Genomic DNA, 23,192 nt, shown 5'->3' with positions numbered 1-23,192 from the left:
CGCGCGCCGCCGAGATGACGCGCCGCCCAAATCTGACGGATCGTCAGAAACTACTAGGGTGGCCGTTCGTATGGATCTCACGTACACCGACGACGAGGCGGCCTTCCGGGCCGAGGCCCGGGCCTGGCTCGAGGCGAACGTGCCGGCGGCCCCGCTGCCGAGCTTCGACACCGCCGAGGGCTTCGAGCTGCACCGCCAGTGGGAGCGCCGCCTGCACGAGGGCCGCTGGTCGGCGGTGAGCTGGCCCGTCGAGTACGGCGGCCGCGGCGCCGACTACATCAAGTGGCTGATCTTCGAGGAGGAGTACTACCGGGCGGGCGCGCCAGGGCGGGTCAACCAGAACGGCATCTTCTTGCTCGGCCCGACGATCATGGAGGTGGGCACCGAGGCCCAGAAGGCGCGCTTTCTGCCGACGATGGCGTCGAGCGAGATCGTGTGGGCACAGGCGTGGAGCGAGCCGAACGCCGGCAGCGATCTCGCCGGCATCCGCGCGAAGGCGACGCGCGACGGCGACGACTGGGTGCTGAACGGCCAGAAGATCTGGGCCAGCCGGGCGGTGTGGGCCGACTGGTGCTTCGGGATCTTCCGCACCGACCCCGAGGCCGAGCGTCACCGCGGGCTCACCTTCGTGCTGTGCCCGCTCGACTCCCCCGGGGTCACGGTGCGCCCGATCGCCCAGCTCGACGGCGACACCGGATTTGCGGAGATCTTCTTCGACGACGTGCGCGTCCCGGTGGAGAACACCCTCGGCGACGTGGGCCAGGGGTGGCGGGTGGCGATGGCGACGGCGGGCTTCGAGCGCGGCGTCAGCCTGCGCAGCCCGGCCCGCTTCAGTGCGGCGGCCGACCGGCTGGTGCAGCTATGGCGCGACCATGCCGACCCGAGCGACACCGCGCTGGCCGACGCGGTGACAGACGCGTGGATGCAGGCGGAGGGCTACCGCCTGCACACATACCAGACGGTGACAGGGATGATCGAGGGCCGCTCGATCGGCGCCGAGGCGAGCCTCAACAAGATCTTCTGGAGCGAGATGGACGTGCGCATCCACGAGCTCGCTCTGCAGATCGCCGGGCCCGAGGCCGAGCGCATGGACGGCGACTTCGAGCGCTGGGTGGACGGGTTCTTGTTCTCGCTCTCCGGCCCGATCTACGCCGGCACGAACGAGATCCAGCGCAACATCATCGCCGACCGCGTGCTGCAGCTTCCGAAGGGGATGTGAACGATGCGCTTCGCGTTCACCGACGACCAACGTTCCTTCGCGGAGGGCCTGCGCGAGCTGCTCGCCAGGGAGTGCCCCGCCTCGCTCGTGCGCTCGGTGTGGGACGACGGCAGCGGCCACTCCCCCGCCCTCTGGCGGCGCCTCGCCGACATGGGCGTGCTCTCCGTGCTCGCCCCCGAGGCCGACGGCGGGATCGGCGGCTCGCTCGTCGACGCCGTGCTGCTCTTCCAAGAGCTCGGCCGCGCAGCAGCGCCGGGCGCGGTGCTGGAGCACGTCGCGGTCGTCGCTCCGCTCGGGACGGCCACGCATTGGTCGAGCGGGCTGCTCGACGGCTCCACCGTCGGCACCGCCTGGTTGGACGCCGGCCCTTACGTGGCGCACGGGGCGTCAGCCGACGTCGTGCTCACCCGCACCGGATGGCGCCACGGGTTCGACGTCTCCCCCGTCGAGGGCATCGACGGCGGCCGGCGCCTGGCCACGATCGCGGGCGGCGACGAGGTGCCCCACGGGCTCCCCGCCGACCAGATCGACAAGGCGTTCGACGCGATGGCGCTGGCGAGCAGCGCCTACCTGATCGGGCTCTCCGAGCAGATGATCGACATCGCCGCGGAGTACGCCCGCCAGCGCGAGCAGTTCGGCAAGCCGATCGGTTCGTTCCAGGCGGTGAAGCACCTGATGGCCGACGCGCTGCTGAAGGTGGAGTTCGCGAAGGCCCCTACGTACCGCGCCGCGTGGAGCCTGGCCACCGGCCACCCCGATGCCACCAGGGACGTGAGCATCGCCAAGGCGTTCGCGAGCGAGGCCGCGTACCGCGCCAGCCGCAGCTCGATGCAGGTGCACGGCGGCATCGGCTACACGTGGGAAGCCGACCTGCAGCTCTGGATGAAGAAGGCGTGGGCGCTGATGCGCGCGTACGGCGACGCCACGTTCCACCGTCGCCGGGTGGGGGCCGCAGTGCTCGGCTAGGACGATTCCGATTCCTCGCCGCCCTGGTCGAGGCGGAACGGCGGGTAGCGGTCGGTCAGGAGCGCCAGGTACGCGACGACGCGCAGCACCCACCGGTTGCAGCCCATCACGAACGCGAACACCCCACGCGGGTAGCGCCCGGTGAAGAGCAGCACCACCGCGGCGACGAGGACGAGCACGGCGATCAGCCCTGGAGCAGCGGTGCCACCCCGATCGCCGTCGTCGCCCCACCCGAACACCACCCAGCCTGCGCCTCCGCCGAGCAACGCGAGCACCAGCAGGTGAGGAATCGCGAGCAGCCACTTGACGAGCCACAGCAAACGGTGCAGCCGCGCCGGCTCGTCGATCTCGAGCTCGGCGGGGTAATCGGCGGGGGCGAGCGTGAACGGCGGGTAGCGGTCGGTGGCCAGCGCGCCGCTCGCGTAGAACGACACCCGCCACGTCCAGCGCAGCACACCGCTCGAGTACCTGAACAGCGGGCTCGGGTAGCGGCCGGTGAACAAGATCGCGACCGCGGCGATCAAGGTGACGAAGACCAGCCCGATCCACAAGAACACGAGCACGACGAAGTGGGGGATGGCCAGGATCCACTTGACGAGCCACAGCCAGCGGCTGAGCGGCTCGTCCAGACGGCCGGTCACGCGCACCGGGTATTCGTCGACAGCGACGCCGGTGGCCTCGGCCGGGGGCCGGGCGGCGAGCGCTGGGGCAGTCGCCGGCAGCGTCGCCGCGCCTTGCGGCGGGGCCAGGCCGGGAACGGTCGACGACGACCTCGGCTCGCCGGTGCTCCACACGATGGCGGCGATGGCGAGCGGCAACAGCAGCATCCCGGCGATCATCAGGCCGAGCCCGATCCAGGGCAGGGCGGGGACGCGCACGCCGATCGAGGCGTCGACGTCGACACCCCGGGTGGCATCGGCGTTCATCACGACGACCGCCCAGCGCCCGGGCTCGACGTCCCACTCCAACTCGAGCGGGCCCTGCCCCGTCGCCGACGCCACCCACCACGTCTCGTCCACCGGCGAGGAGGGGGTCCTGGTGCCCGGTGACGTCGTGTACTCGACGCTGAACGGGTTCGTGTCGACGTCGTGCACGACGGCATGGGCGACATCGGCGAGGTAGCCGGCGACCTCGTCCTCTGGCCCGATGCCGACGAAGAGCTCCGTGTCGGACGACGACTCTGCGCGCAGGCGCACGGTCGCCCAACCGTCGGGCGTCCAGTCGCCGGGGTCGGGCCGCGCACCGAGGTCGACCTCTTCGGAGACGATCGCGTACGTCCCTGTCCCGAGCGGCTCGGTGGAGGTGTGGAAGTAGCCGTCGTCGTCGCGTGCGATGGCGGTGACGACGAGCACCCCTGCTCCGACGAGGAGGGCGGCCAGACCGACCAGGGCGGCGACGGAGGCGACGACGGCGGCGATGATGCGACCCGGTCTCATGTGCACAGTCGAGCAGAGTGCACCGTCGTTGAACAGAGGCGAACGTCTGCCACTATCTTCGCCGGGGAAGGACGCCGGGCGCGCCCTTGCCGACGAGGGGGGATGGATCGATGGGGCAGATGAGGAAACGGCCAGCGCGCCGCGGGCGCACCGTTGCCGCGGCGCTGTTCGTGGCCACGGCGGCGATCGCCGCGGGCTGCGGCGGCGACGACTCCGGCGACGGGGCGACCGCCACCGACGCCCCAGCCACCGACGCCCCAGCCACCGACGCCCCAGCCACCGACGCACCAGCCACCGACGCGCCCGCCACCGACGCGCCGACGACTGCCGCGCCGACGACTGCCGCGCCGACGACTGCCGCGCCGACGACTGCTGCGCCGACGACCACCGAGGCGCCCGAGCCGATCCGCATCCTCGTGACGAACGACGACGGCATCGAGGGGATCGGCATGGACCTGCTCGTCACCGCTTTGAATGAGCTCGACGGGTTCGAGGTGACCGTGGTCGTGCCGCTCGAGGACAAGACCGGCTCCGGCGGCAGCACCACGCCCGGGCCGCTCACCGCCACCGAGGACACGACGATCAGCGGGCACCCCGCCTTCGCGGTGCACGGCTTCCCGGCCGACACCATCGTCTGGGCCGTGGATCAGGGCGGGCTCGACTTCGTGCCCGACCTCGTCGTCTCCGGCATCAACCACGGCCAGAACTTCGGCCCCGTGGCCGAGCTCTCCGGCACCGTCGGGGCCGCGCGCGCAGCGGCGTCGCGGGGCATCCCGGCCCTCGCGGTGAGCCAGGGGATCGTCATCACCGACGACACCGTCGAGCCGGACTACGCGAGCGGGATCGCGGCCACCCTCGCCTGGATCGAGGAGAACTTCGACGCGATCGAGGCTCACGAGCCGGGCGACCCGGTGGAGGCAGTCGTCAACATGAACATCCCCACCTGCCAGGTGGGCGACAACCGCGGTCCGCTCGAGGTGCCCCATGCCACCGAGCTGCCCCAGGACGTCGATCCGTTCGGGCCGATCGACTGCACGTCGACACTGACGAACCCCGCCAACGACGTGATGGCGTTCCTCTACGGCTTCGTCGCCATCGCGAATGCGCCGATCGCCCCCGCGGCCTAGCCACCGAGGGCGTACCTAGGGCCACCAACCGTCGTCGGTCTTGCGCCAGCCGCGCGCGGCGTCGCTGCCACCGTCGACGTGCACGGTGGTACCGGTGACGAAGCGCGACGCCGACGAGGCGAGGAACACCGCCGCGCCGGCGACGTCGTCGGGCTCTCCCCAGCCGAGGGCGAGCTTCGCGCCGTAGTCGTCGGTGCCCACCTGCAGCTGCTCGTCGCCTGGTGTGGCGAGCGCGTCGGGGGCGATCGTGTTCACCCGGACGCCGCGGTCGGAGAGCTCCAGCGCGAGCGAGCGCGAGAGGTGCTCGACCGCGGCCTTCATCGCCCCGTAGACCGCGAAGCCCGGCGAGGCCTTGAACGCCTCCACCGAGGTGACGTTGATGATCGAGGCGCCGCCGGCGAGGTGCGGCACACACGCCCTGACGACGTTCGTGACGCTGGTGAAGTTCTCGTCGATGAGGCTGCGCTGGCCCTTCTCGTTCACGTCGAGGAACCCGGCGTGGAACGTGCCCCCGGCGTTGTTGACGACGACGTGGATCGGCCCGAGCGAGCCGACCCACTCCTCGACGGCCTCGCGGTCGCGCACGTCGAGCACTCCCGACACGCAAGACCGCCCGAGGCGCTCCACCTCGGCCGTGGTGCGGGCGAGCCCGTCCGCGTCGCGGTCGCAGATCGCGAGGTCGGCGCCGTACGCGGCAAACGCCGCGGCGATCGACGCCCCGAGCCCCCGCGCGGCCCCGGTGACGACCGCCGTACGGCCGTCGAGGCGGAAAGCATCTGGGTGCAGCGTCATGGGCAACCTGACTTGGCGGATGGGGCCGTGGACCCTGCGGACAGAATCTGAAACACCGTCAGATATCAATGCTAGCCTGGCCCACATGCGCGAGCTCCCGAAGATCATCTCGGTCGACGACCACGTAATCGAGCCGCCCAACGTGTGGACGGATCGCCTGCCCGCCAAGTACGCGGACGTCGCCCCCCGTGTGGTGCGTGCCCCTGTGAAGGAGATGTCCTACATCGGCGGCAAGTTCACCGCCGTCCCCGGCGAACCCGGCGGCGCGGGCGATCCCGTCGATTGGTGGTTCTACGAAGACCTGCGCCGGCCGCTGACCCGGCTCGACACCGCGGTCGGGCTCGATCGCGACGAGGTGATCCTGAAGGGCATCACCTACGAGGACATGCGCCCCGGCTCGTACCTCGTCCCCGAGCGCCTCGAGGACATGGACGTGAACGGCGTCGAGGCCTCCCTGTGCTTCCCGACGATGCCCCGCTTCTGCGGCCAGACGTTCTACGAGGCCTCCGACAAAGAGCTCGCCATGCTCTGCGTCAAGGCCTACAACGACTGGATGGTCGAGGACTGGTGCGCGTCTTCGGGCGGGCGCCTGCTGCCGCTCATCATCGTGCCGCTGTGGGATCCCGTCGCTGCTGCGGCCGAGGTTCACCGCAACGCCGAACGGGGTGTCCACGCGGTGTGCTTCAGCGAGATCCCCCCGAACCTCAACCTGCCGAGCATCCACGACGCCAGCGGCTACTGGCTGCCGTTCTTCGAAGCGTGCAACGAGGCCGACGTCACCATCAACATGCACATCGGCTCGGGCTCGAAGATGCCCTCCACCTCGCCCGACGCCCCCGCCGCCGTCGGCTCCGCGCTCACTTTCGCGAACTGCTGCTTCAGCATGGTCGACTGGCTGATGAGCGGGCTCTTCACCCAGTTCCCGAAGCTGAAGATCGCCTACGCCGAGGGCCAGATCGGCTGGATCCCCTACATCTTGGAGCGCGCCGACACGGTGTGGCACGAGAACCGGGGTTGGGGCGGCATCGCCGACAAGGTGCTCGAGCCGCCGTCGGAGCTGTTCAAGCGGCACGTGTACGGCTGCTACTTCGACGACCCGCACGGGTTGCGCTCGATCAACGAGATCGGCGTCGACAACGTCACGTACGAGAGCGACTACCCGCACTCGGACTCGACGTGGCCGCACACCGCGAAGATGGCTGCCGAGCAGACCGCCGATCTGCCCGACGACGTCGTGTACAAGGTGCTGCGCGGCAACGCGATCAAGATGCTGCACATCGACCACCTCTCCTGAGCCGCACCAGTCGCACTCAGTGGACGCCGAACGCGCCGACCTTGCCTACGGCACCATCTCCCGCGCAGTGCGGGCGGCCGCGACGCGCTTTCGCGACGCCGAGGCGCTCGTCGACGATGACCTGCGGCTGAGCTTTTCCGAACTGTCGGCGCGCGTCGACGAAGCCGGGCGCGCGTTCATGGCCGCCGGGCTCGATCCGGGCGACCGGGTGGCGGTGTGGGCCCCGAACATCGCGGAGTGGGTGCTCGGCGCGCTCGGCGCGTTGGCTGCCGGCGGCGTGGTCGTGCCGCTCAACACCCGTTTCAAGGGTGCCGAGGCCGCCTACGTGATCGGGCGCAGCCGGGCACGGATGCTGCTGTGCGTCAACGGCTTCCTCGGCAACGACTACGTCGACGCTCTGCGGCGCTCCGGCGAGGAGCTGGCCGCGCTGGAGCGCATCGTCGTGCTCCGCGGCGACGTCCCGCCCGGCACGCAGTCGTGGGACGACTTCCTCGCCGGCGCGGCCGCAGTCGAACCCGCCGCGCTCGACGCCCGCGTCGAAGCCCGCTCCCCCGACGACCTGTCCGACATCATCTTCACGTCGGGCACCACCGGGCGGCCGAAGGGGGTGATGGTCTCCCACGCGCAGACGCTGCGCGTCTTCTGGGACTGGAGCGGCATCGTCGGGCTCGACGCCGGAGACCGCTACCTGATCGTGAACCCGTTCTTCCACACGTTCGGTTACAAGGCCGGCATCGTGGCCGCGCTGCTGCGCGGGGCGACGATCATCCCGGTGGCCGTGTTCGACGTGCCGACTGTGCTGCAAAAGGTGAGCGACGAGCGCGTCACGATGCTGCCCGGCCCGCCCACGCTGTATCTGTCGATCCTCAACCATCCCGAGCGGGACCGCTTCGATCTCTCCTCGCTGCGCCTCGCCGTGACCGGCGCCGCCGCGGTGCCGGTCGAGATGATCCGCCGGATGCGTGACGAGCTGACGTTCCGCACGATCATCACCGGCTACGGGCTGACCGAGTCCACGGGCACCGTCACCATGTGCCGGGCCGACGACGATCCCGAGACGATCGCCACCACGTCCGGGCGGGCGATCCACGACGTCGAGGTGCGCGTCGTCGACGACGACGGCAGCGAAGTGCCGCGCGGCTCGACCGGCGAGGTCGTGTGCCGCGGCTACAACGTGATGCTCGGCTACTTCGAGGACCCCACCGCCACCGCCGAGGCCGTCGACGCCGACGGCTGGCTGCACACCGGCGACGTCGGGGTGATGGACGAGCGCGGCTACATCGACATCACCGACCGCTTGAAGGACATGTTCATCGTCGGCGGGTTCAACGCCTATCCGGCCGAGATCGAGAACGCGCTGCTCGGCCACGAGGCGGTGGCGCAGGCCGCGGTGGTCGGCGTGCCCGACGAGCGGATGGGCGAGGTCGGTCATGCCTTCGTCGTGGCCCGTCCGGGCGCGACCGTCGACGCGGAGGTGCTCATCTCCTGGTGCCGGGAGCGGATGGCGAACTACAAGGTTCCCCGCGCCGTGCACGTCGTCGACACGTTGCCGGTGAACGCAAGCGGCAAGGTGCTGAAGTTCGAGCTGCGCGACCGCGCTCAGGGGTGATCGCGGCCGAGGACCGCCAGCTCGCCCGCCGGCCCGACGGCCAGGGGACGATCATGCGACGGCCAGGCGAGCGCGGCTCCGAGCAGGGTGGCCAACCCGCCGACGATGCAGATCGTCGGGCCTACCCCGGCGAGCAGATCGTTGCGCGGCAGCACGCTGTCGATCGCGTACCAAGCCAGCGCGATCATCCCGATCGAGCCGACCATCGAAGCCGCGAGCAGACTGCGGCCGATCGGTGGCCGGCGCAGCAGCTTCGTGGATCGGGCGTCGCGCATCATCCTCAGGTTCCGTCGCAGGGCCGACACCTCGTCACTGCGCCGTGAGCGCTTGGCACGCAAGCCGTTCGCCCGCCTGGCCCGGTTGAGCGAGTTGAGCGGGGTGACACCCGCCAAGTTGCCGAGGGCCATGACCGCGAGCGCCACGATGATGGCCACCGGCGGGATCCAGCGCTCGAGCATCCAGCCGGATCCGGCCGGCTCCAGCCGGTAACCCCACGTCGTCCAGCGCAACAGGGTCTCGGATATCGAGCCGCCCGTGTTGCGGGCGTTCTGGACGACGATCTCGGCGACGACGGTTCCGACCAGGCCGAAGTAGAAGACGATCCAGGTAGCCGCGCCCATCAGGAAGAGGCCGAAGCGCTGCGCCGCGGTGGCGTCCTCGACGTACGCCGGAACGAAGGCCGCCGGCGCGACAGGGCCGTGGGTGGCGGTGGGCGGGGGTGCTACCGCGACGGCCGCAGGCATCGACGGTGGTGCAAGGGAGGTTCCGGGCGAGGGCCTGGTCTGCACCGCCGCGGACATGACGAGCGTCCTCGTGGCTGGGGCGATGTGGCCGTCGGGGTGGGAGACGGCGACCGGGTCCGAGCTGCCCTCGCCCGCGTCGGCGACGCGATCGGTCCACGTTTGGCCGTCCCAGTAGCGATACTCGTGGCGGCCGGTCGGATCGCGGTAGAGACCGGCCCGCGTCGACCAGGGCGGCGCGAAGCCACAGTGCGCGCACGGTGGATAGGCCTCGTCTGTGGTCTCGGGTGTGTAGTCGAGGTGATGACCGGGACGAGCCACCTCGACGACGGTGAGCTTGCCGCCGCACCGCGGGCAGTGGTCGCGTCCCTGCGCCTTCAACACCATCTTGGCGGCGAGGTGCCACCCGACCTTGCGGGCACTACGCATGCCGACCGGCGCCGGGCCGGCCAGCCGGGTGGTGATCGGCGGGGGCCAGCTCGGGTCGGCGTCTTCGTTGGTGACGTCGGACCCCGTCGACACCACCGCGCTCCACAGGTCGCCGTTCCACCAGCGCATGTTGTGACGTCCTGCGGGGTCTCGGTACCAACCGGCGATCGTCGCCGACGGCGGCGGAGCGGAGTCGACCGGGTCGTCGACAACGCCACCGTTGTCGCACGACTTAGATGTCCAGCGCACTCCGTCCCAGAAGCGCAGTCGATGTCGCTGCGCGGGGTCCGGGTACCAGCCGGCGAGTGCGACGGCCGGCGGCGGTTGCTCGGCAAGCTCATCGACGGTTCTGGCGCCACCGCCGTCACTCACCGCGCTCGTCCAGTACGTCCCGTCCCAGTAGCGCAACACGTGGCGTCCCGTGGGGTCCCCGAGCCATTCCGGTGCCGACAGCATGGCCGCACCTCCTCCGCTCCAGCTTTCAGTGTGCGGCGACGCCGCGACGACGCATAGGGCCACTGGTCCTGCGGCCTCTCGCGCTGGTGGCCGGCCCGCGTGAGAGGAGTGTGCGGCGGACTCAGTCGGGGTCGCGGCGGAGGACTTCGTTGGCGGCGTGCCATCCGCACATGCCGTGCACGCCGCCACCGGGCGGGGTCGAAGCAGAGCACAGGTACAGGCCGCGCACCGGCGTCGCCCACGGGTGCAGGCCGAGCGTCGGGCGGGCGAACACCTGACGCAGGTCACCGGCGCCGCCGGTGACGTCGCCGCCGACGAGGTTCGCGTCGTGGTCCTCGAGCGCCGCCGGGCCCATCGCGTGGCGGCCGACCACCCGGTCCCGAAAGCCCGGGGCGAAGCGCTCGATCTGAGCCTCGATCGCGGCGGTCATGTCCACGCCCGATCGAGCGGGCACGTGGCAGTAGCCCCACAGCACGTGCTCACCGCCCCGGGCGCGGGTGGGATCGAACGCGCTCGGCTGGGCGAGCAGCACGAACGGCCGCTCGGGGATGCGACCGCGCGCGACCTCGTCCTCGGCGGCGGCGATCTGTTCGAGGGAGCCCCCGACGTGGACGCTCGCAGCCCGGGCGACGTCGGGGTTCGTCCACGGCACCGGGCCGTCCAGCACCCAGTCGAGCTTGAACACCCCCGGGCCGTGACGGAACCGGCCGAGGCGCTCCACATACCTGCGCGGCAGCCGATGGCCGGCGATCGCCACCGCCTGGCGGGGTGACACGTCGAGCAGCACAGCGCGCGACGGCGCCAGCTCGTCGAGCAAACCCACCCGCACACCGCACTCCACCCGGCCGCCGCGCTCCACGAGCAGCGACACGAGCGCGTCGGCGATGCGTTGTGACCCACCGCGCGCCACCGGCCAGCCGACGGTGTGGCCGAGCGTGCCGAGCATCAACCCGTACGCCGCGGTGAGCGGCGTGCTCAACGACAGCACCGAGTGGGCCCCGAGCCCGGCGAGCAGCGCCTGCGCCTCGACCCCCTCGAAGCGCCGGCGGGCGAGCCCGGCAGCAGAGCGCAAACCGAGCAGACCGAACCGGGCCAGCGCGACGGGGTGCTTCGGGGGCACCCGCAACGGGCTCAGCACGCCGTCGGTCAGGTCGAATCCGGCGTCGGCCAGCGGGCCGTAGAGGCGGCGGTAGGCGGCGGCGTCGGCGCCGAGCCCGGCCGCGGTGTCGCCGACGCAACGGTGCTGGAGCGCGGCGCGGCCGCCGTCGAGAGGGTGCGCGAGCGGCAGTTCGGGATGCACCCACTCCAGCCCGTGCGCCTGCAACGGCAGCTCCCGCAGCGCCGGGGAGGCGATGCCGAGCGGGTGGATCGCCGAGCAGATGTCGTGCACCACCTCGGGACGGATCAGCTCGGCCGAACGGGTGCCGCCGCCGGGGCGCGGCGCGGCTTCGAGCACGAGCACCTTCCACCCGGCCGCGGCCAACGTCACCGCGGCGACGAGCCCGTTCGGGCCCGAACCCACCACGATCGCATCGTGTTCGGCCACGCCAGGCACCGTACCCGGATCGGGCAGCGACCGGCCCGGCCCGGGGATCGAGATCGCGTGCGGGATCGGGCGCGAGGGGTGACGGGTAGGGTCGAGCACATGGCGGAACGGCCCGTCGACTGGTACCGAGACGCGGTCATCTACGAGATCCACGTCCGCGCGTTCCGCGATTCGACCGGTGACGGCGTGGGCGACTTCCCCGGCCTGATCGAGAAACTCGACTACCTGGTCGATCTCGGCGTCGACACGCTGTGGCTGCTGCCGTTCTACCCCTCGCCGCTGCGCGACGACGGCTACGACATCGCCGACTACACCGGCGTGCACCCCGACTACGGCACGCGCGACGACGTCGTGCGCCTGATCGACGAGGCACACGCGCGGGGGCTGCGGGTGATCACCGAGCTGGTCATCAACCACACCTCCGACCAGCACCCCTGGTTCCGTCGCGCGATCGCCGCACCGCCGGACAGCCCAGAGCGCGACTTCTACGTGTGGTCCGACACGCCGGAGCGCTACGGCGACGTGCGGGTGATCTTCTCGGACTTCGAGAACTCCAACTGGGCGTGGCATCCCGAGGCCGGCGCCTACTACTGGCACCGCTTCTACTCCCACCAGCCGGACCTCAACTTCGACAACCCGCTCGTCGCCGACGCACTGTTCGGCGTGCTCGACGACTGGGCCGCGCTCGGCGTCGACGGCTTCCGCCTCGACGCGGTGCCCTACCTGTTCGAGCGCGATGGCACGAACGGCGAGAACCTCCCCGAGACCCACGACTTCCTCCGCCGGCTGCGGGCACACCTCGACCGCGCCCACCCCGGGGTGATGCTGCTCGCCGAGGCGAACCAGTGGCCGGAGGACGCGGCCGCCTACTTCGGCGACGGCGACGAGTGCCACATGAACTTCCACTTTCCGCTGATGCCACGGCTCTACATGGCCGCCGCGCAGGAGGACCGCTTCTCGATCGTCGACATCCTCGACCAGACGCCAGAGCTGCCCGACCCGTGCCAGTGGGCGATGTTCCTGCGCAACCACGACGAGCTGACGCTCGAGATGGTCACCGACGACGAGCGTGACGCGATGTACCGCGCCTACGCGGCCGACCCGCGCATGCGCGTCAACCTCGGCATCCGCCGCCGGCTCGCCCCGTTGCTCGGCAACGACCGCCGGTTGATCGAGCTGATGAACAGCCTGCTGTTCTCGCTGCCGGGGACACCGGTCATCTACTACGGCGACGAGATCGGCATGGGCGACAACATCTACCTCGGCGACCGCAACGGCGTGCGCACGCCGATGCAGTGGTCGCCAGACCGCAATGCCGGCTTCAGCGAGGCCAATCCCCAACGGTTGTACCTGCCGGTGGTGATCGATCCCGAGTTCCACTACGAGACGGTCAACGTCGAGGCGCAGATGGCCAACCCGCGCTCGCTGTGGTGGTGGATGAAGCGCATGATCGCCCTGCGCCGACGGCACCCCGTCCTCGGACGCGGCCGACTCGAGATGCTGCACCCGGACAACACCAAGGTGCTCGCGTTCGTGCGCCACGACGACAACGAGCGACTGCTCGTCGTCGCGAACCTCTCCCGCCATCCCCAACCGTGCAGCCTCGACCTGTCGCCATGGGCCGGCCTCACCCCGGTCGAGCTCACCGACGGCACGGCCTTCCCCTGGATCGGCGACGGCGACTACCCACTTACCCTCGGTCCGCACGAGTGCTTCTGGTTCTCCTTGGAGGCGAGGCCCCAGCACCTGCGCCCTTCCGGTCCGGAACCGGCGGTGAGCGGCGACGGGCCCGAGCTCGTCCGGTTGCAGGTGCACGAGACGTGGACCGACGTCCTTGCTCCGCCCCACCTGCGACGCCTGGAGCCCGTTCTCGCCCAGCACCTGCTCTGGTGGCATCCCGGCGAGCTCGCTGCCTCGCCGATCGAGAAACTGTCGGTGCTCGACGCGCTCGACGTAGACGCCGGGGTGCTGCTCATCGCCCGCGTCGAGCGAGCCGACGGGACGGTCAGCGACCACGTCGTCTCCTTGGCCTTCGTGAACGACGAGGAGGGCAACGTCCTCGTCGAGCACGACCGCGCGGCGGCCTTCGCGCACCTCGACGTGATTTCCAAGAGACGGCGCAGCGGCATGCTCGTCGACGCGACGCGCCTACCCGCGTTCGCCAGCCGCCTTCTCGCGCTCACCGCTCGCGCCCAGCTGGTGGAGGGCAGCACCGGAGTGCTCACCGGTCGGCCCGAGGCGCCGCTCTTGCCCCACGCCGTCACCCGTGGACCGCGCCGCGTCGAGTTGCTGCCGGCCACCGTGGTGCGGGCCGGCCCATCGCACACCTCGCTGCGCTACGGCGACTCGGTGATCGCGAAGGTCCAGCACCGCCTCGGCACCGGCGAGCTCGACGCGCTCCTCGGGCGGGCCGGCGCCGAGAGACCGGCTCCGGTGCCCACTCTGGCGGGAACGCTGGAGTACAAGCCCGACGCCGGCGGGCCGGCGCGCACGGTGATGATCGCGCAGTGCATCGTGCCCGGTGCGGTCGACGCCTGGTTCGCGACCCTCGATGAGCTGGCGCGGTTCGCCGAGCGCGCCATGGCCGACCCGCCGCGTGACATCTCCGCGGAGCAGGGTCGCTGGCTCTCCCCGATCGAGCTGGCCACTCAGATCCCCGAGGGTGCGGGCGATCTGCTCGGACCGTTCGGCGTCACCTTCGAACAGATCGGGCGGAGGCTGCTGGAGCTGCACCAGGCGCTGGCCGCGGTGCCCGGCCAGTCGACGATCCGCCTGGGTGCGCTCGACCGGCGCAGCACCTACCAGTCACTTCGCAACACCGCCCGCCAAGGCCTGCGCGCTGCGGGCCGCCGCGCGCGCGAGCTGCCCGACCGCCTCGGTGAGCGCGTCGTCGCGCTCGCGGGCCAGGAGGCGTCGCTGCTCGACAAGCTGCTCCCGCTGCGCGAGCCCGGGTTCGAGATCCTGATCGCCCGCACGCACGGCAACGCGCACCTCGGCCAGGTTCTGCTGTCGGGCGGCGACGCCACGTTCGTCGACCTCGCGAGCGCCAACGGCGAGAGCCTCGAGCGCCTGCGCATGCGCCCCCCGATCCGCGACGTGGCCGGGGTCCTGATCAGCATCGAACACGCCTCGGCGCACACGTTGCGCCAGCAGACCGAGCGCGGCGTCGTCGAGCAGGGTTCCGCGGCGTACACCGATCTACGCGGATGGCTGGCCTCGTGGTCACGCTGGGCGGGCGCGTTGGTCGTGCGCGGCTGGATCGAGGAGCCCGGGGCCCGGTCGTTCGGCGCCGACCGACCGCAGGAGCTCGCGACCCTGTTGGACGCGTTCGTCGTCGAGCGCGCGGTGCAAGAACTGCTCGACGCGCTGGGCCGACGCCCGGTGTGGATCGAGGTGCCGCTGCAGACCCTGGAGCGCTTGGCCAACCCCGACTGAATGCGGCGCGGCGCTAGGAGTTGGCTCTGCGCTGCGCGCCCTCTTGCACCGTGCGCTTCAGGAGCAGCGCCGGCAGCAGCACCCCGGCCAACATCGCGATGACCCAGACGATGACCGTCGCGAGGGCCCAGGTTCCGAGCCCCGTGATGTGGAAGCCGTCGACGAAGATCTTCGTGACGATCAGCCCGACAAGCGTGGCGACGAGTGCCGAGCCCCCCATCAGCGCCTCGAAGTACCTGACTGCCATCTTCATGATGAAGGGTCGCACCAGGATGACGACTCCGGTGAAGATGAGCACGGCGAGCACGAAGGCACCGGCAGTCATGTCCATGTCTTCCAGCAGCGCATTGGCGACGAGCAGCCCGATGGCGTTGGCGGCCAGCAAGAAGGCGGTGGAGATCAAGAAGCGGACCAATGCGGCCTCCTAGGTCAGTTGTCGGGCGGGATGCTAAGGCACGCCGTCACCTCCTAGGGGGATCTACCATCTGACGTACAGTCAGAAACCGGTAGGACTCGACCACCAAGAGGGGCACCACGGCCATGCGCGGCATCGTTTACGACGGCACTTCGACCGAACTCGTCGACGGGTTGACGCTGCGCGCGCCCGGCGCGCGCGACGTGATCGTCGAGATCGGCGCCGCCGGGCTCTGCCACAGCGACCTGTCGTACATGCAGGGTCTCTACCCGGTGCCCTCTCCCGGCGTATGCGGCCACGAGGCGGCGGGGATCGTCGCCGAGGTCGGCGGCGCGGTCACCAACGTCGCGCCGGGCGACCACGTGATCGTCGCCACCCTTTCGGCCTGTGGGATGTGCGAGCACTGCGCCGACGGGCGGCCGACAGCGTGCCGGGCCACCCTCGCCAACTGGAGCCAGCCGTTCACGCTCGACGGCGAGCCGATCTACAACTTCGCCGCCACGAGCGCCTTCGCGGAGCGCACGGTGGTGCGCGACGTGCAGTGCGTGAAGATCCCCGACGACGTGCCGCTCACGTCTGCCGCGCTCGTCGGTTGCGGTGTCGTCACCGGCATGGGCGCCGTGTTCAACCGGGCGAACGTGCGCCGCGGCCAGTCGGCGGTGGTGTTCGGCGTCGGAGGTGTCGGGTTGAACGTGATCCAGGCGCTGAAGGTGCAGGGCGCGACGACGATCGTCGCCGTCGACACGATGCCCGATAAGGAAGCCCTCGCGCGGCAGTTCGGCGCCACCCACTTCCTGGACGGCAAGCGCGACGATCTCGTCGACGCAGTCGGTGCGATCCGCCCCGCGAGCGCGACCGCGGTGCGGGGCGCGTTCAACTCCGGCGGGGTCGACTGGGCATTCGACTGCGTCGCGCATCCCCAGGTCACATGGAACGCACTCGAGTGCCTCGACTGGGAAGGCACCGTCGTCGTCATCGGCGTCGCGTCCCAGACGGCCGAGTTCAAGGGCCTGTACGGCAGGCTCACCCAGGTGGACCGCGGGATCGTCGGCTGCCGATACGGCACGATCTCGCCGCACCGTGACATCCCCCGCATCGTCGAGCTCTACCGCCGGGGGGAGATCCTGCTCGACGAGCTCGTCACGTCCACCTATCCCGTCGAACGGTGGAAGGACGCGGTCCACGAGATGGAGTCCGGCCAGGTTGCTCGCGGCGTGCTCACGTTCTAGCCGCCGGCCCGACCACGACCACGCCTGCGACGACGATGCCACTGCCCGAGCGCCCGCTCACCGGCGACCACGCGACCGTGCTCGACGTGTTCGACGCGGTGGTGCGCGTGGCCGCCGACGCGATCGCGTTCGTGCAGCCCGGGCCCGACGCCAGCGCGCGGCGGATCACGTTCGGCGAGTGGGCGGCGCAGGCCGACGCGCTGGCGGGGTGGCTTCTGGAGCGGGGCGTACGCCGTGGCGACGTCGTCGGCATCGAGCTGCCGAGCGGCATCGACTACGCCGTCGCGTACCAGGGCGCGATGCGCGCCGGCGCGGTCGCGACCGGCATCAACCCCCGGCTGGGGCCGGCCGAGGTGCGCCACATCACCGAGCACGCCGCGCCCTCGTTCACGTTCCGCGACGAGCTGCCCCAACTCGATCCGGGTGACCCCGAACGGCGGCGGGTGCGCCTCGACACCACCGACCCGGTGGCCATCGTGTGGACCGGCGGCACCACCGGGTTGCCCAAGGGCGCGTGGTTCGACCACGGTTGCCTGCGCGCGATGACGCTCGGCGCCGCGCCGCTCAGCGCGGTGGGCGACCGGCGGCTGTCGCCACTGCCCTTCGCCCACGTGGGTGCGATGACGAGGGTCTGGGACGAGCTGATGCACGTGATCACGACCGTGGTCACCCCCACCCCCTGGGCGCCGGGGCCGACGCTCGCCCTGCTCGACGCCGAACGGGTGACGGTGTGCCAGGGGGTACCGACGCAGTACAGGATGCTGCTCGACCACCCGAGCCTCGACGCGGTGGACGTGTCGTCGCTGCGCCTGGCCGGCATCGGCGCCGCCCGCGTACCCCCCGACCTGGTCACCGAGATCCGCGAGCGCCTCGGCTGCCCGGTCGTCGTGCGGTATGCGAGCACGGAGTCGTGCCTCGCCACGGGTACCCGGCTCGACGACGACGTCGACGTCATCTGCTCGACCGTCGGCCGCCCGAACGGCGGCGTCGAGCTGCGCCTCGTCGACGACGACGCCGGCCCGGTCGAAGAGCTCGGCCCCGACCACGTCGGCACCGTGTGCCTGCGCAGCCGCGCGATGATGCGCGGCTACTGGCACGACCCGGAGCGCACCGCCGAGGTGATCGACGCCGAGGGATGGCTGCACACCGGCGACCTCGGCTGGCTCGGCGACGACGGCAACCTGCGCCTCGTCGGGCGCTCCACCGAGATGTTCATCCGCGGCGGATACAACGTGTACCCGATCGAGGTCGAGAACTGCCTCGGCGGGCACCCCGCGGTGGCGGCGGCGGCGGTGCTCGGCGCAGCAGTGGACGACCGCCTCGGCGAGATCGGGGTGGTGTTCGCCGTCGCCGCGCCCGGCGCCCACCTCGACCTCGGCGAGCTGCGTACGTTCGTGAAGGAGCGACTCGCCGACTACAAGGCGCCGGACTGCCTGGTGACGATCGACGAGCTGCCGCTGACGAGCATCGGCAAGGTGGACAAGAAGGCGCTGCAACCGCGCGCCGATGAGGAGGGTTCGAGATGGAGCAGATGAGCGGGATCATCGACACCGCCGGCAAGGCGTTGTGGCAGCTCGTCGAGGAACGGGCCGCGCTGACGCCTGACAAGCGGATGGCCTTCGACGAGGCCGGGCGCTCGTTGTCGTACGGCGAGTACAAGGCCTGGTGCGAGCGCGTCGCTGCCGGCCTGCAGGGCCACGGCGTCGGCGAGGGCACCGTGGTGTCCTGGATCCAGCCGTCGCGGTTCGAGTCGCTGGTGCTCACCGGCGCGCTCTGCCGCCTCGGCGCGGTGCAGAACCCGATCCTGCCCATCTACCGCCACCGCGAGGTGTCGTTCATCACCCGTCAGATCGGGTGCCGGCTGCTCGTCGTGCCCGGGGTGTTCCGCGGGTTCGACTTCCCGCCGATGGCGCGCGAGGCCACGGCCGGGCTCGACCTCGAGGTGCTCGTCGCCGACCCGGCGATGCCCGAGGGCGACCCGGCGACGCTCGCCCCCTACCGCCCCGCGCCGACCGAGCTGCGCTGGTTGTTCTACAGCTCCGGCACCACGGCCGACCCGAAGGGCGCGAAGCACAGCGACGCCACCATGTCGGCCGCCAATGACGGCATGCAGTGGAGCATGCAGGTCGGCCCCGACGACAAGGCCGCGGTGGTGTTCCCGATCACCCACGTCGGTGGACTGGTGTGGCTGTTCAACGCGATGCAGACCGGCGTCGAGCTGTTGATGGTCGAGGTGTTCGACCCGGCGACGACACCGCGCTGGCTGGGCGAGCACGGCTGCACCTGCGCCGGGGCCGGGACCGTCTTCTGGCTGACGTACCTGAACGCGCAGCGCCAGCTACCGCCCGGGGAGCGCCTGCTGCCGGACGTGCGGATCTTCAACGGTGGCGGTGCGCCGAAGCCGAAGTCGCTGCACGCCGAGATGATGGAGGCGTTCGGCGCTCCCGTGATCGGCGGGTGGGGGCTCACCGAGAGCCCGATCAACACGATGGTGCACGTCGACGATCCCGACGTGAAGAAGGCCGAGACCGACGGCCGGCCCTGCCCGGGTGTCTCCCTCCGCACGGTCATGGACGGCGTCCAGGTGGCGCCCGGCGTTGAAGGCGAGCTACAAGTGTCGGGCCCCCAGGTGTGCATGGGCTACGTCGACTCGACGCTCGACGACGAGGCCTTCACCCCCGACGGCTGGTTCCGCACCGGCGATCTCGGCGTCATCGACGCCGACGGCTGGGTGTCGATCACCGGGCGACTGAAGGACATCATCATCCGCAAGGGCGAGAACATCTCCGCGAAGGAGATCGAAGACCTGCTGTTCCTGCACCCCGCCGTCGCCGACGCGGCGGTCGTCGGGTTGCCCGACGACGCGAGCGGCGAGCGCGCCTGCGCCGTGGTGGTGTGCAAGGCCGGCGAGCAGTTCACGTTCGCGCAGATGGTGGAGCACCTCTCCGCCCAGCGCCTTTCCAAGCACAAGATCCCCGAGCAACTCGAGATCGTCGAGCTGCTCCCCCGCAACCCGAGCGGCAAGGTCCTGAAGAAGGACCTGCGCCAGAACTATGGAGGTCACCCATGAACAATCGCTTCACCGACAGGGTCGCCATGCTGACCGGCGCCGGATCGGGCATCGGGCGGGCGACTGCCCAACGCCTGGCCGACGAGGGTGCCGCCGTCGCCTGCCTCGACGTCCAAGGGGCCGAGGCCACCGCCGAAGGCATCGTCGCCGCCGGCGGGCGCGCTTTCGCGTGGACTTGCGACGTGACCGACGCGGCAGCGGTGGAAGCGACCGTCGACACCGTGGTGCGTGAGCTCGGCAGGCTCGACATCGTCGGCAACATCGCCGGCATCGGCCACTTCGCCTGGTCGCACGAGGAGACACCGGAGTGGTTCGACCGCATCCTGCGAGTCAACCTGAACGGCACGTTCTACGTCGCCCGCTACTCGATCCCCCACATGCTGCGCCTCGGCGGTGGCGTGATCGTGAACATCGCGTCGACCGCGGGGCTCATCGGCCAACCGTGGAGCGCCGCGTACTGCGCGAGCAAGGGCGGAGTCGTCCAGCTCACCAGGGCCCTGGCCTACGAGTACCGCACCAAGGGGATCCGCGTGAACGCCATCGCGCCGGGTGGCACGGTGACGAACATCGTCTCGTCGTTCTCCACTCTCCCCGAGGGTGCGGACGTGAGCGAGATGGCGAAGATCATGACGCCGATGGGCATGTGCCAGCCCGAGGAGATCGCCGCCGCGATCGCCTATGTCGCCTCCGACGAAGCGAAGTACATGAGCGGCTCGATCATCCCCATCGACGGTGCCATGACCTGCTGACCGGCGTCCGGCGCCCGGCGCGTCAGTTGGTCAGCGACGCCGCCAACGAGGAGACGAGCAGCGCCAGCGCCCCCTCGATCGGCAGCGGGGGCGAGAACCAGAAGCCCTGGGCCGACTCGCATCCGAGGCGGCGCAGCTCACGCAGCTGGAGCTCGGTCTCGACGCCCTCTGCCACCGGCGACATGCCGAGCTCGTGGGCGAGCGACAGCACCAGGCCGACGATCTGGGTGTCGCCCGTGTCGACGCCGAGGCCGTCGATGAACGAACGGTCGATCTTCAGGTACTCCACCGGCAACCGCCGCAGCATCGCCAGGCTCGAATACCCGGTGCCGAAGTCGTCGATCGCTACCTGGACGCCGAGCGTGCGCAGCCGGTCGAGCACGCCCTTGGCCTCGGCGAGGTCCGACATCAAGGCGTGCTCGGTGATCTCGAGCACGAACCCGCTCGGGGACACGCCGGCCACCTCGGCTCCCAGCGCGAGGCTCTCGACGAGGCCGGGCGACAGCAGCTGCGAGGAGGCGATGTTGATCCCGACCTGGATCTCCGGATCGACGGCCTGCAGGCGGGCGAGCGCGTCGGCCGCCCCGCGCAGCACCCGATCACCGAGCTCGTTGGCCAAGCCCACCTCGACCGCGAGATCGAGGAAGTGGGCGGGGAGCAGCAGCCCACGGCTGGGGTGTCGCCACCGGACGAGGGCTTCGAAACCGACGATCGTCGGTGCCGCGGTGTCGTAGATCGGCTGGAAGTGCAGCTCGAACTCCTCGTGCTCCAGCGCCAGGCGCAGGTCGCGCTCCAGCTCCAGCCGATCGACGATCTGGGTTCGCATCGCCTCGTCGAACACGACTGCCCGGCGGCGCCCTGACCGCTTGGCGTGGTACATGGCGATGTCGGCATCCTGGACCAGCTCTCCGGCGTGCAGCGGTCCGCCGCCCCACGAGGCGATGCCGATCGACGCGGTGACGACATGCTCGCGCCCGTTCAACAGCACCGGCCGGCGGATGGCATCCTGCAGCCGCTCGGCCACCTCGATCGCCTCTTCGGAATCCTCCAACCCGCTGCACACGACGAGGAACTCGTCGCCACCGAGGCGGCCGATGACATCTTCGTTGCGGCACGCGGTGCGCAGCCTGGCGCCGATCGCTTGCAGCAGCTCGTCGCCGACGCGATGGCCGAGGCTGTCGTTGACGAGCTTGAAGTTGTCGAGATCGCAGAAGAGCACGGTGAGCTGGTCGGCCTCCTCCATCCGCGCCAAGAGCTCTTCGAACAGATGCTCCCGATTGGGCAGGCCGGTGAGTGCGTCGTGCGCCGCCGCGTGCGCGAGGCGCGACTCGAGGCGCTTGCGCTCGCTCATGTCGCGATAGACGACCCCGAGCGCCTCGACCTCCTGCGCCGGACTCGGAATGCCGACGACCACCGCCGAGACGGGGATGCGTCGCCCGCTCGTCGGCGAGACGAGGTCGAGCTCTGCGCCCCACCGCTCTCCGGCGAGCACGCGTTGGTACGCGTCGCCGATGAGCGCCTCGTGGTACTCGACGGGCACGATCGAGAACGCGTCGAACTGGTCGAGGGCGGCGTCGTGGGCGATCCCCGCGAAAGCGCGACCGGCGGGGTTGAGGTAGATCGTCTGTCCCTTGACGTCCATCATCCCGATGATGTCGCTCGTCGACTCGGCCATCGCCGCAAACCGCCACAGCCACCGCTCCCGCTTCACGTCGGCCGACACGTCGGACAGCATCGCCACCGTGCCAGCGACTCCCGTGCCCTCCACCTTCACGGGTGCGATGTCGACCCGGACGGTCCGCCCGCCGAGCTCGTCACGGGTGCGCCCCATGTACGAGGCCGCCACCCCGAGGGCGAGCGAGTCGCGCACCGCCTCGTAGATCTCGTTGTCGTCGGGGTGGATCACGTCACGGAAGCCGGATTCGAGGAGCTGTTCGACCGAGCAGCCACAGATCTCCGCCGCGCGCTGGTTGACGAACGAGCGCTGCTCGCCGTCGTAGAACACGATCCCGAGCGGCGCGGCGTCGATCAAGGTGCGGATCTGGGCCACCTGCAACTCGCGTCGATCGGCACGCCGGCGTTCGCGCTCGGCGGCCTCGACCGTCATGCCGAGGGCATCGCCGACGATGCCGGCGACGACGACGCAGCCGAGGGCCGGCAACGCCCTGGCGAGAGTGGGTCCCGGCCCGAGCGCCCAGTACGAGCCCACTGCCAGGCCCGCCAGCACGCCGACCTGCACGGGCAGGCTGCGCCGCAGCCCGAGCACGAGCCCGTAGACGATCCCGAGGTACGAGAACCAGATCAGCAGGTCCACCTGGTGACCGGGTACCGCGGCGCTCGCGGCGAAGACCAGCGCGACGGCGACCACACCGCGCAGCACAGCCGCGATCCACCGCCGGTGAAGCAACGGCACCGACCCCGCCACCACTGCGAGCGCAGCCAGGCCGGGGAGAGCCCATGCCGGGCCGTGCTCGCGGGCGAGGACGGCCCCGGCGTACGCGCTCGCGGCTGCGGCAGACGCCACCTCGAGCCACGGCCCGTAACGGTGCACGAGCGCGACGGCGTCGGCTCCCCCGTCGACAGGCCTGCCGTCTGGCGATCGACCCTCGTTGCGCCCGCGGATCAGGCTGTCCCGTCCGCTGACGCGACCAGCCATGGACTGGCCAGGCTACGCCCCCTC

16 protein-coding genes are annotated in these 23,192 nt (G+C 70.8%); 10 read left to right on the top strand and 6 right to left on the bottom strand.

The features are described from left to right. The first annotated feature begins 70 nt into the window (after positions 1 to 70). Positions 71 to 1,219: an acyl-CoA dehydrogenase family protein gene (locus IPM43_11585; GenBank protein ID QQS24056.1), complete on the top strand. Its 1,149-nt coding sequence runs from the start codon at positions 71 to 73 to the stop codon at positions 1,217 to 1,219. Between the two features lie 3 nt (positions 1,220 to 1,222). Next, positions 1,223 to 2,185 carry an acyl-CoA dehydrogenase family protein gene (locus tag IPM43_11580; protein ID QQS24055.1) on the top strand — a complete coding sequence of 321 codons (963 nt, stop codon included), beginning with the start codon at positions 1,223 to 1,225 and terminating at the stop codon, positions 2,183 to 2,185. On the opposite strand, the gene IPM43_11575 is transcribed toward IPM43_11580, so the two are convergent. Continuing rightward, on the bottom strand, positions 2,182 to 3,621 hold the full coding sequence (locus IPM43_11575; protein QQS24054.1) for a DUF4389 domain-containing protein: 1,440 nt from the start codon (positions 3,619 to 3,621) through the stop codon (positions 2,182 to 2,184). The two genes, IPM43_11580 and IPM43_11575, sit on opposite strands and share 4 nt — an antisense overlap. A 119-nt stretch (positions 3,622 to 3,740) precedes the next feature. On the opposite strand from IPM43_11575, the gene IPM43_11570 reads away from it, so the two are divergent. Further along, on the top strand, positions 3,741 to 4,748 hold the full coding sequence (locus tag IPM43_11570) for a survival protein SurE (protein QQS24053.1): 1,008 nt from the start codon (positions 3,741 to 3,743) through the stop codon (positions 4,746 to 4,748). A 15-nt stretch (positions 4,749 to 4,763) separates the two neighbouring features. Here IPM43_11570 and IPM43_11565 read toward each other — a convergent pair whose 3' ends face one another. Further along, positions 4,764 to 5,540, bottom strand: coding sequence for an SDR family oxidoreductase (locus tag IPM43_11565; protein QQS24052.1), 777 nt, complete (start codon positions 5,538 to 5,540; stop codon positions 4,764 to 4,766). A gap of 85 nt (positions 5,541 to 5,625) precedes the next feature. Between IPM43_11565 and IPM43_11560 the strand changes: the two genes are divergently transcribed. Next, positions 5,626 to 6,834 carry an amidohydrolase gene (locus IPM43_11560; protein ID QQS24051.1) on the top strand — a complete coding sequence of 403 codons (1,209 nt, stop codon included), beginning with the start codon at positions 5,626 to 5,628 and terminating at the stop codon, positions 6,832 to 6,834. Positions 6,835 to 6,889: 55 nt separating this feature from the next. Further along, positions 6,890 to 8,443, top strand: coding sequence for an AMP-binding protein (locus IPM43_11555; GenBank protein ID QQS26442.1), 1,554 nt, complete (start codon positions 6,890 to 6,892; stop codon positions 8,441 to 8,443). On the opposite strand, the gene IPM43_11550 is transcribed toward IPM43_11555, so the two are convergent. Both IPM43_11550 and IPM43_11545 read right to left on the bottom strand, forming a co-directional pair. Beyond that, positions 8,434 to 10,068: a DUF2510 domain-containing protein gene (locus tag IPM43_11550; protein ID QQS24050.1), complete on the bottom strand. Its 1,635-nt coding sequence runs from the start codon at positions 10,066 to 10,068 to the stop codon at positions 8,434 to 8,436. The two genes, IPM43_11555 and IPM43_11550, sit on opposite strands and share 10 nt — an antisense overlap. Positions 10,069 to 10,189: 121 nt before the next feature. Further along, positions 10,190 to 11,614, bottom strand: coding sequence for an NAD(P)/FAD-dependent oxidoreductase (locus IPM43_11545; protein ID QQS24049.1), 1,425 nt, complete (start codon positions 11,612 to 11,614; stop codon positions 10,190 to 10,192). A 99-nt stretch (positions 11,615 to 11,713) separates the two neighbouring features. Here IPM43_11545 and treS point away from each other — a divergent pair, with 99 nt between their 5' ends. Then, positions 11,714 to 15,049, top strand: coding sequence for a maltose alpha-D-glucosyltransferase (gene treS, locus IPM43_11540; GenBank protein ID QQS24048.1), 3,336 nt, complete (start codon positions 11,714 to 11,716; stop codon positions 15,047 to 15,049). Between the two features lie 13 nt (positions 15,050 to 15,062). Here treS and IPM43_11535 read toward each other — a convergent pair whose 3' ends face one another. Continuing rightward, on the bottom strand, positions 15,063 to 15,464 hold the full coding sequence (locus IPM43_11535) for a phage holin family protein (GenBank protein QQS24047.1): 402 nt from the start codon (positions 15,462 to 15,464) through the stop codon (positions 15,063 to 15,065). Between the two features lie 125 nt (positions 15,465 to 15,589). On the opposite strand from IPM43_11535, the gene IPM43_11530 reads away from it, so the two are divergent. The 4 genes from IPM43_11530 to IPM43_11515 are packed head-to-tail and all read left to right on the top strand — an operon-like array spanning position 15,590 to position 20,512. Further along, the gene (locus IPM43_11530; GenBank protein QQS24046.1) at positions 15,590 to 16,693 is read left to right on the top strand and encodes an alcohol dehydrogenase catalytic domain-containing protein; all 1,104 of its coding nucleotides are present in this window, start codon (positions 15,590 to 15,592) and stop codon (positions 16,691 to 16,693) included. Positions 16,694 to 16,728: 35 nt separating this feature from the next. Then, positions 16,729 to 18,228, top strand: coding sequence for an acyl--CoA ligase (locus IPM43_11525; GenBank protein QQS24045.1), 1,500 nt, complete (start codon positions 16,729 to 16,731; stop codon positions 18,226 to 18,228). After that, complete coding sequence (locus tag IPM43_11520) at positions 18,225 to 19,763, top strand: AMP-binding protein (protein ID QQS26441.1); 1,539 nt, start codon at positions 18,225 to 18,227, stop codon at positions 19,761 to 19,763. Before IPM43_11525 ends, IPM43_11520 begins: the two co-directional genes overlap by 4 nt. Next, positions 19,760 to 20,512 (top strand): SDR family oxidoreductase, encoded by a 753-nt coding sequence (locus IPM43_11515; protein QQS24044.1) that lies wholly within the window; start codon positions 19,760 to 19,762, stop codon positions 20,510 to 20,512. Before IPM43_11520 ends, IPM43_11515 begins: the two co-directional genes overlap by 4 nt. A gap of 22 nt (positions 20,513 to 20,534) precedes the next feature. Here IPM43_11515 and IPM43_11510 read toward each other — a convergent pair whose 3' ends face one another. Beyond that, the gene (locus IPM43_11510; protein ID QQS24043.1) at positions 20,535 to 23,168 is read right to left on the bottom strand and encodes an EAL domain-containing protein; all 2,634 of its coding nucleotides are present in this window, start codon (positions 23,166 to 23,168) and stop codon (positions 20,535 to 20,537) included. Between the last annotated feature and the right edge of the window lie 24 nt (positions 23,169 to 23,192).

Source organism: Actinomycetota bacterium (assembly GCA_016700055.1).
In the GTDB taxonomy this organism is placed as follows: domain Bacteria; phylum Actinomycetota; class Acidimicrobiia; order Acidimicrobiales; family Ilumatobacteraceae; genus Kalu-18.
Note: the sequence above shows the minus strand (reverse complement) of the source record. Positions and strands in the feature narration are given on the sequence as shown.

What these genes read in the sequence shown, in the direction of transcription:
- IPM43_11585 (QQS24056.1), top strand. Translation starts at nt 71, where the DNA reads ATGGATCTCACGTACACCGACGACGAGGCGGCCTTCCGGGCCGAGGCC.
- IPM43_11580 (QQS24055.1), top strand. Translation starts at nt 1,223, where the DNA reads ATGCGCTTCGCGTTCACCGACGACCAACGTTCCTTCGCGGAGGGCCTG.
- IPM43_11575 (QQS24054.1), bottom strand. Translation starts at nt 3,621, where the DNA reads ATGAGACCGGGTCGCATCATCGCCGCCGTCGTCGCCTCCGTCGCCGCC.
- IPM43_11570 (QQS24053.1), top strand. Translation starts at nt 3,741, where the DNA reads ATGAGGAAACGGCCAGCGCGCCGCGGGCGCACCGTTGCCGCGGCGCTG.
- IPM43_11565 (QQS24052.1), bottom strand. Translation starts at nt 5,540, where the DNA reads ATGACGCTGCACCCAGATGCTTTCCGCCTCGACGGCCGTACGGCGGTC.
- IPM43_11560 (QQS24051.1), top strand. Translation starts at nt 5,626, where the DNA reads ATGCGCGAGCTCCCGAAGATCATCTCGGTCGACGACCACGTAATCGAG.
- IPM43_11550 (QQS24050.1), bottom strand. Translation starts at nt 10,068, where the DNA reads ATGCTGTCGGCACCGGAATGGCTCGGGGACCCCACGGGACGCCACGTG.
- treS (QQS24048.1), top strand. Translation starts at nt 11,714, where the DNA reads ATGGCGGAACGGCCCGTCGACTGGTACCGAGACGCGGTCATCTACGAG.
- IPM43_11530 (QQS24046.1), top strand. Translation starts at nt 15,590, where the DNA reads ATGCGCGGCATCGTTTACGACGGCACTTCGACCGAACTCGTCGACGGG.
- IPM43_11525 (QQS24045.1), top strand. Translation starts at nt 16,729, where the DNA reads ATGCCACTGCCCGAGCGCCCGCTCACCGGCGACCACGCGACCGTGCTC.
- IPM43_11520 (QQS26441.1), top strand. Translation starts at nt 18,225, where the DNA reads ATGAGCGGGATCATCGACACCGCCGGCAAGGCGTTGTGGCAGCTCGTC.
- IPM43_11515 (QQS24044.1), top strand. Translation starts at nt 19,760, where the DNA reads ATGAACAATCGCTTCACCGACAGGGTCGCCATGCTGACCGGCGCCGGA.
- IPM43_11510 (QQS24043.1), bottom strand. Translation starts at nt 23,168, where the DNA reads ATGGCTGGTCGCGTCAGCGGACGGGACAGCCTGATCCGCGGGCGCAAC.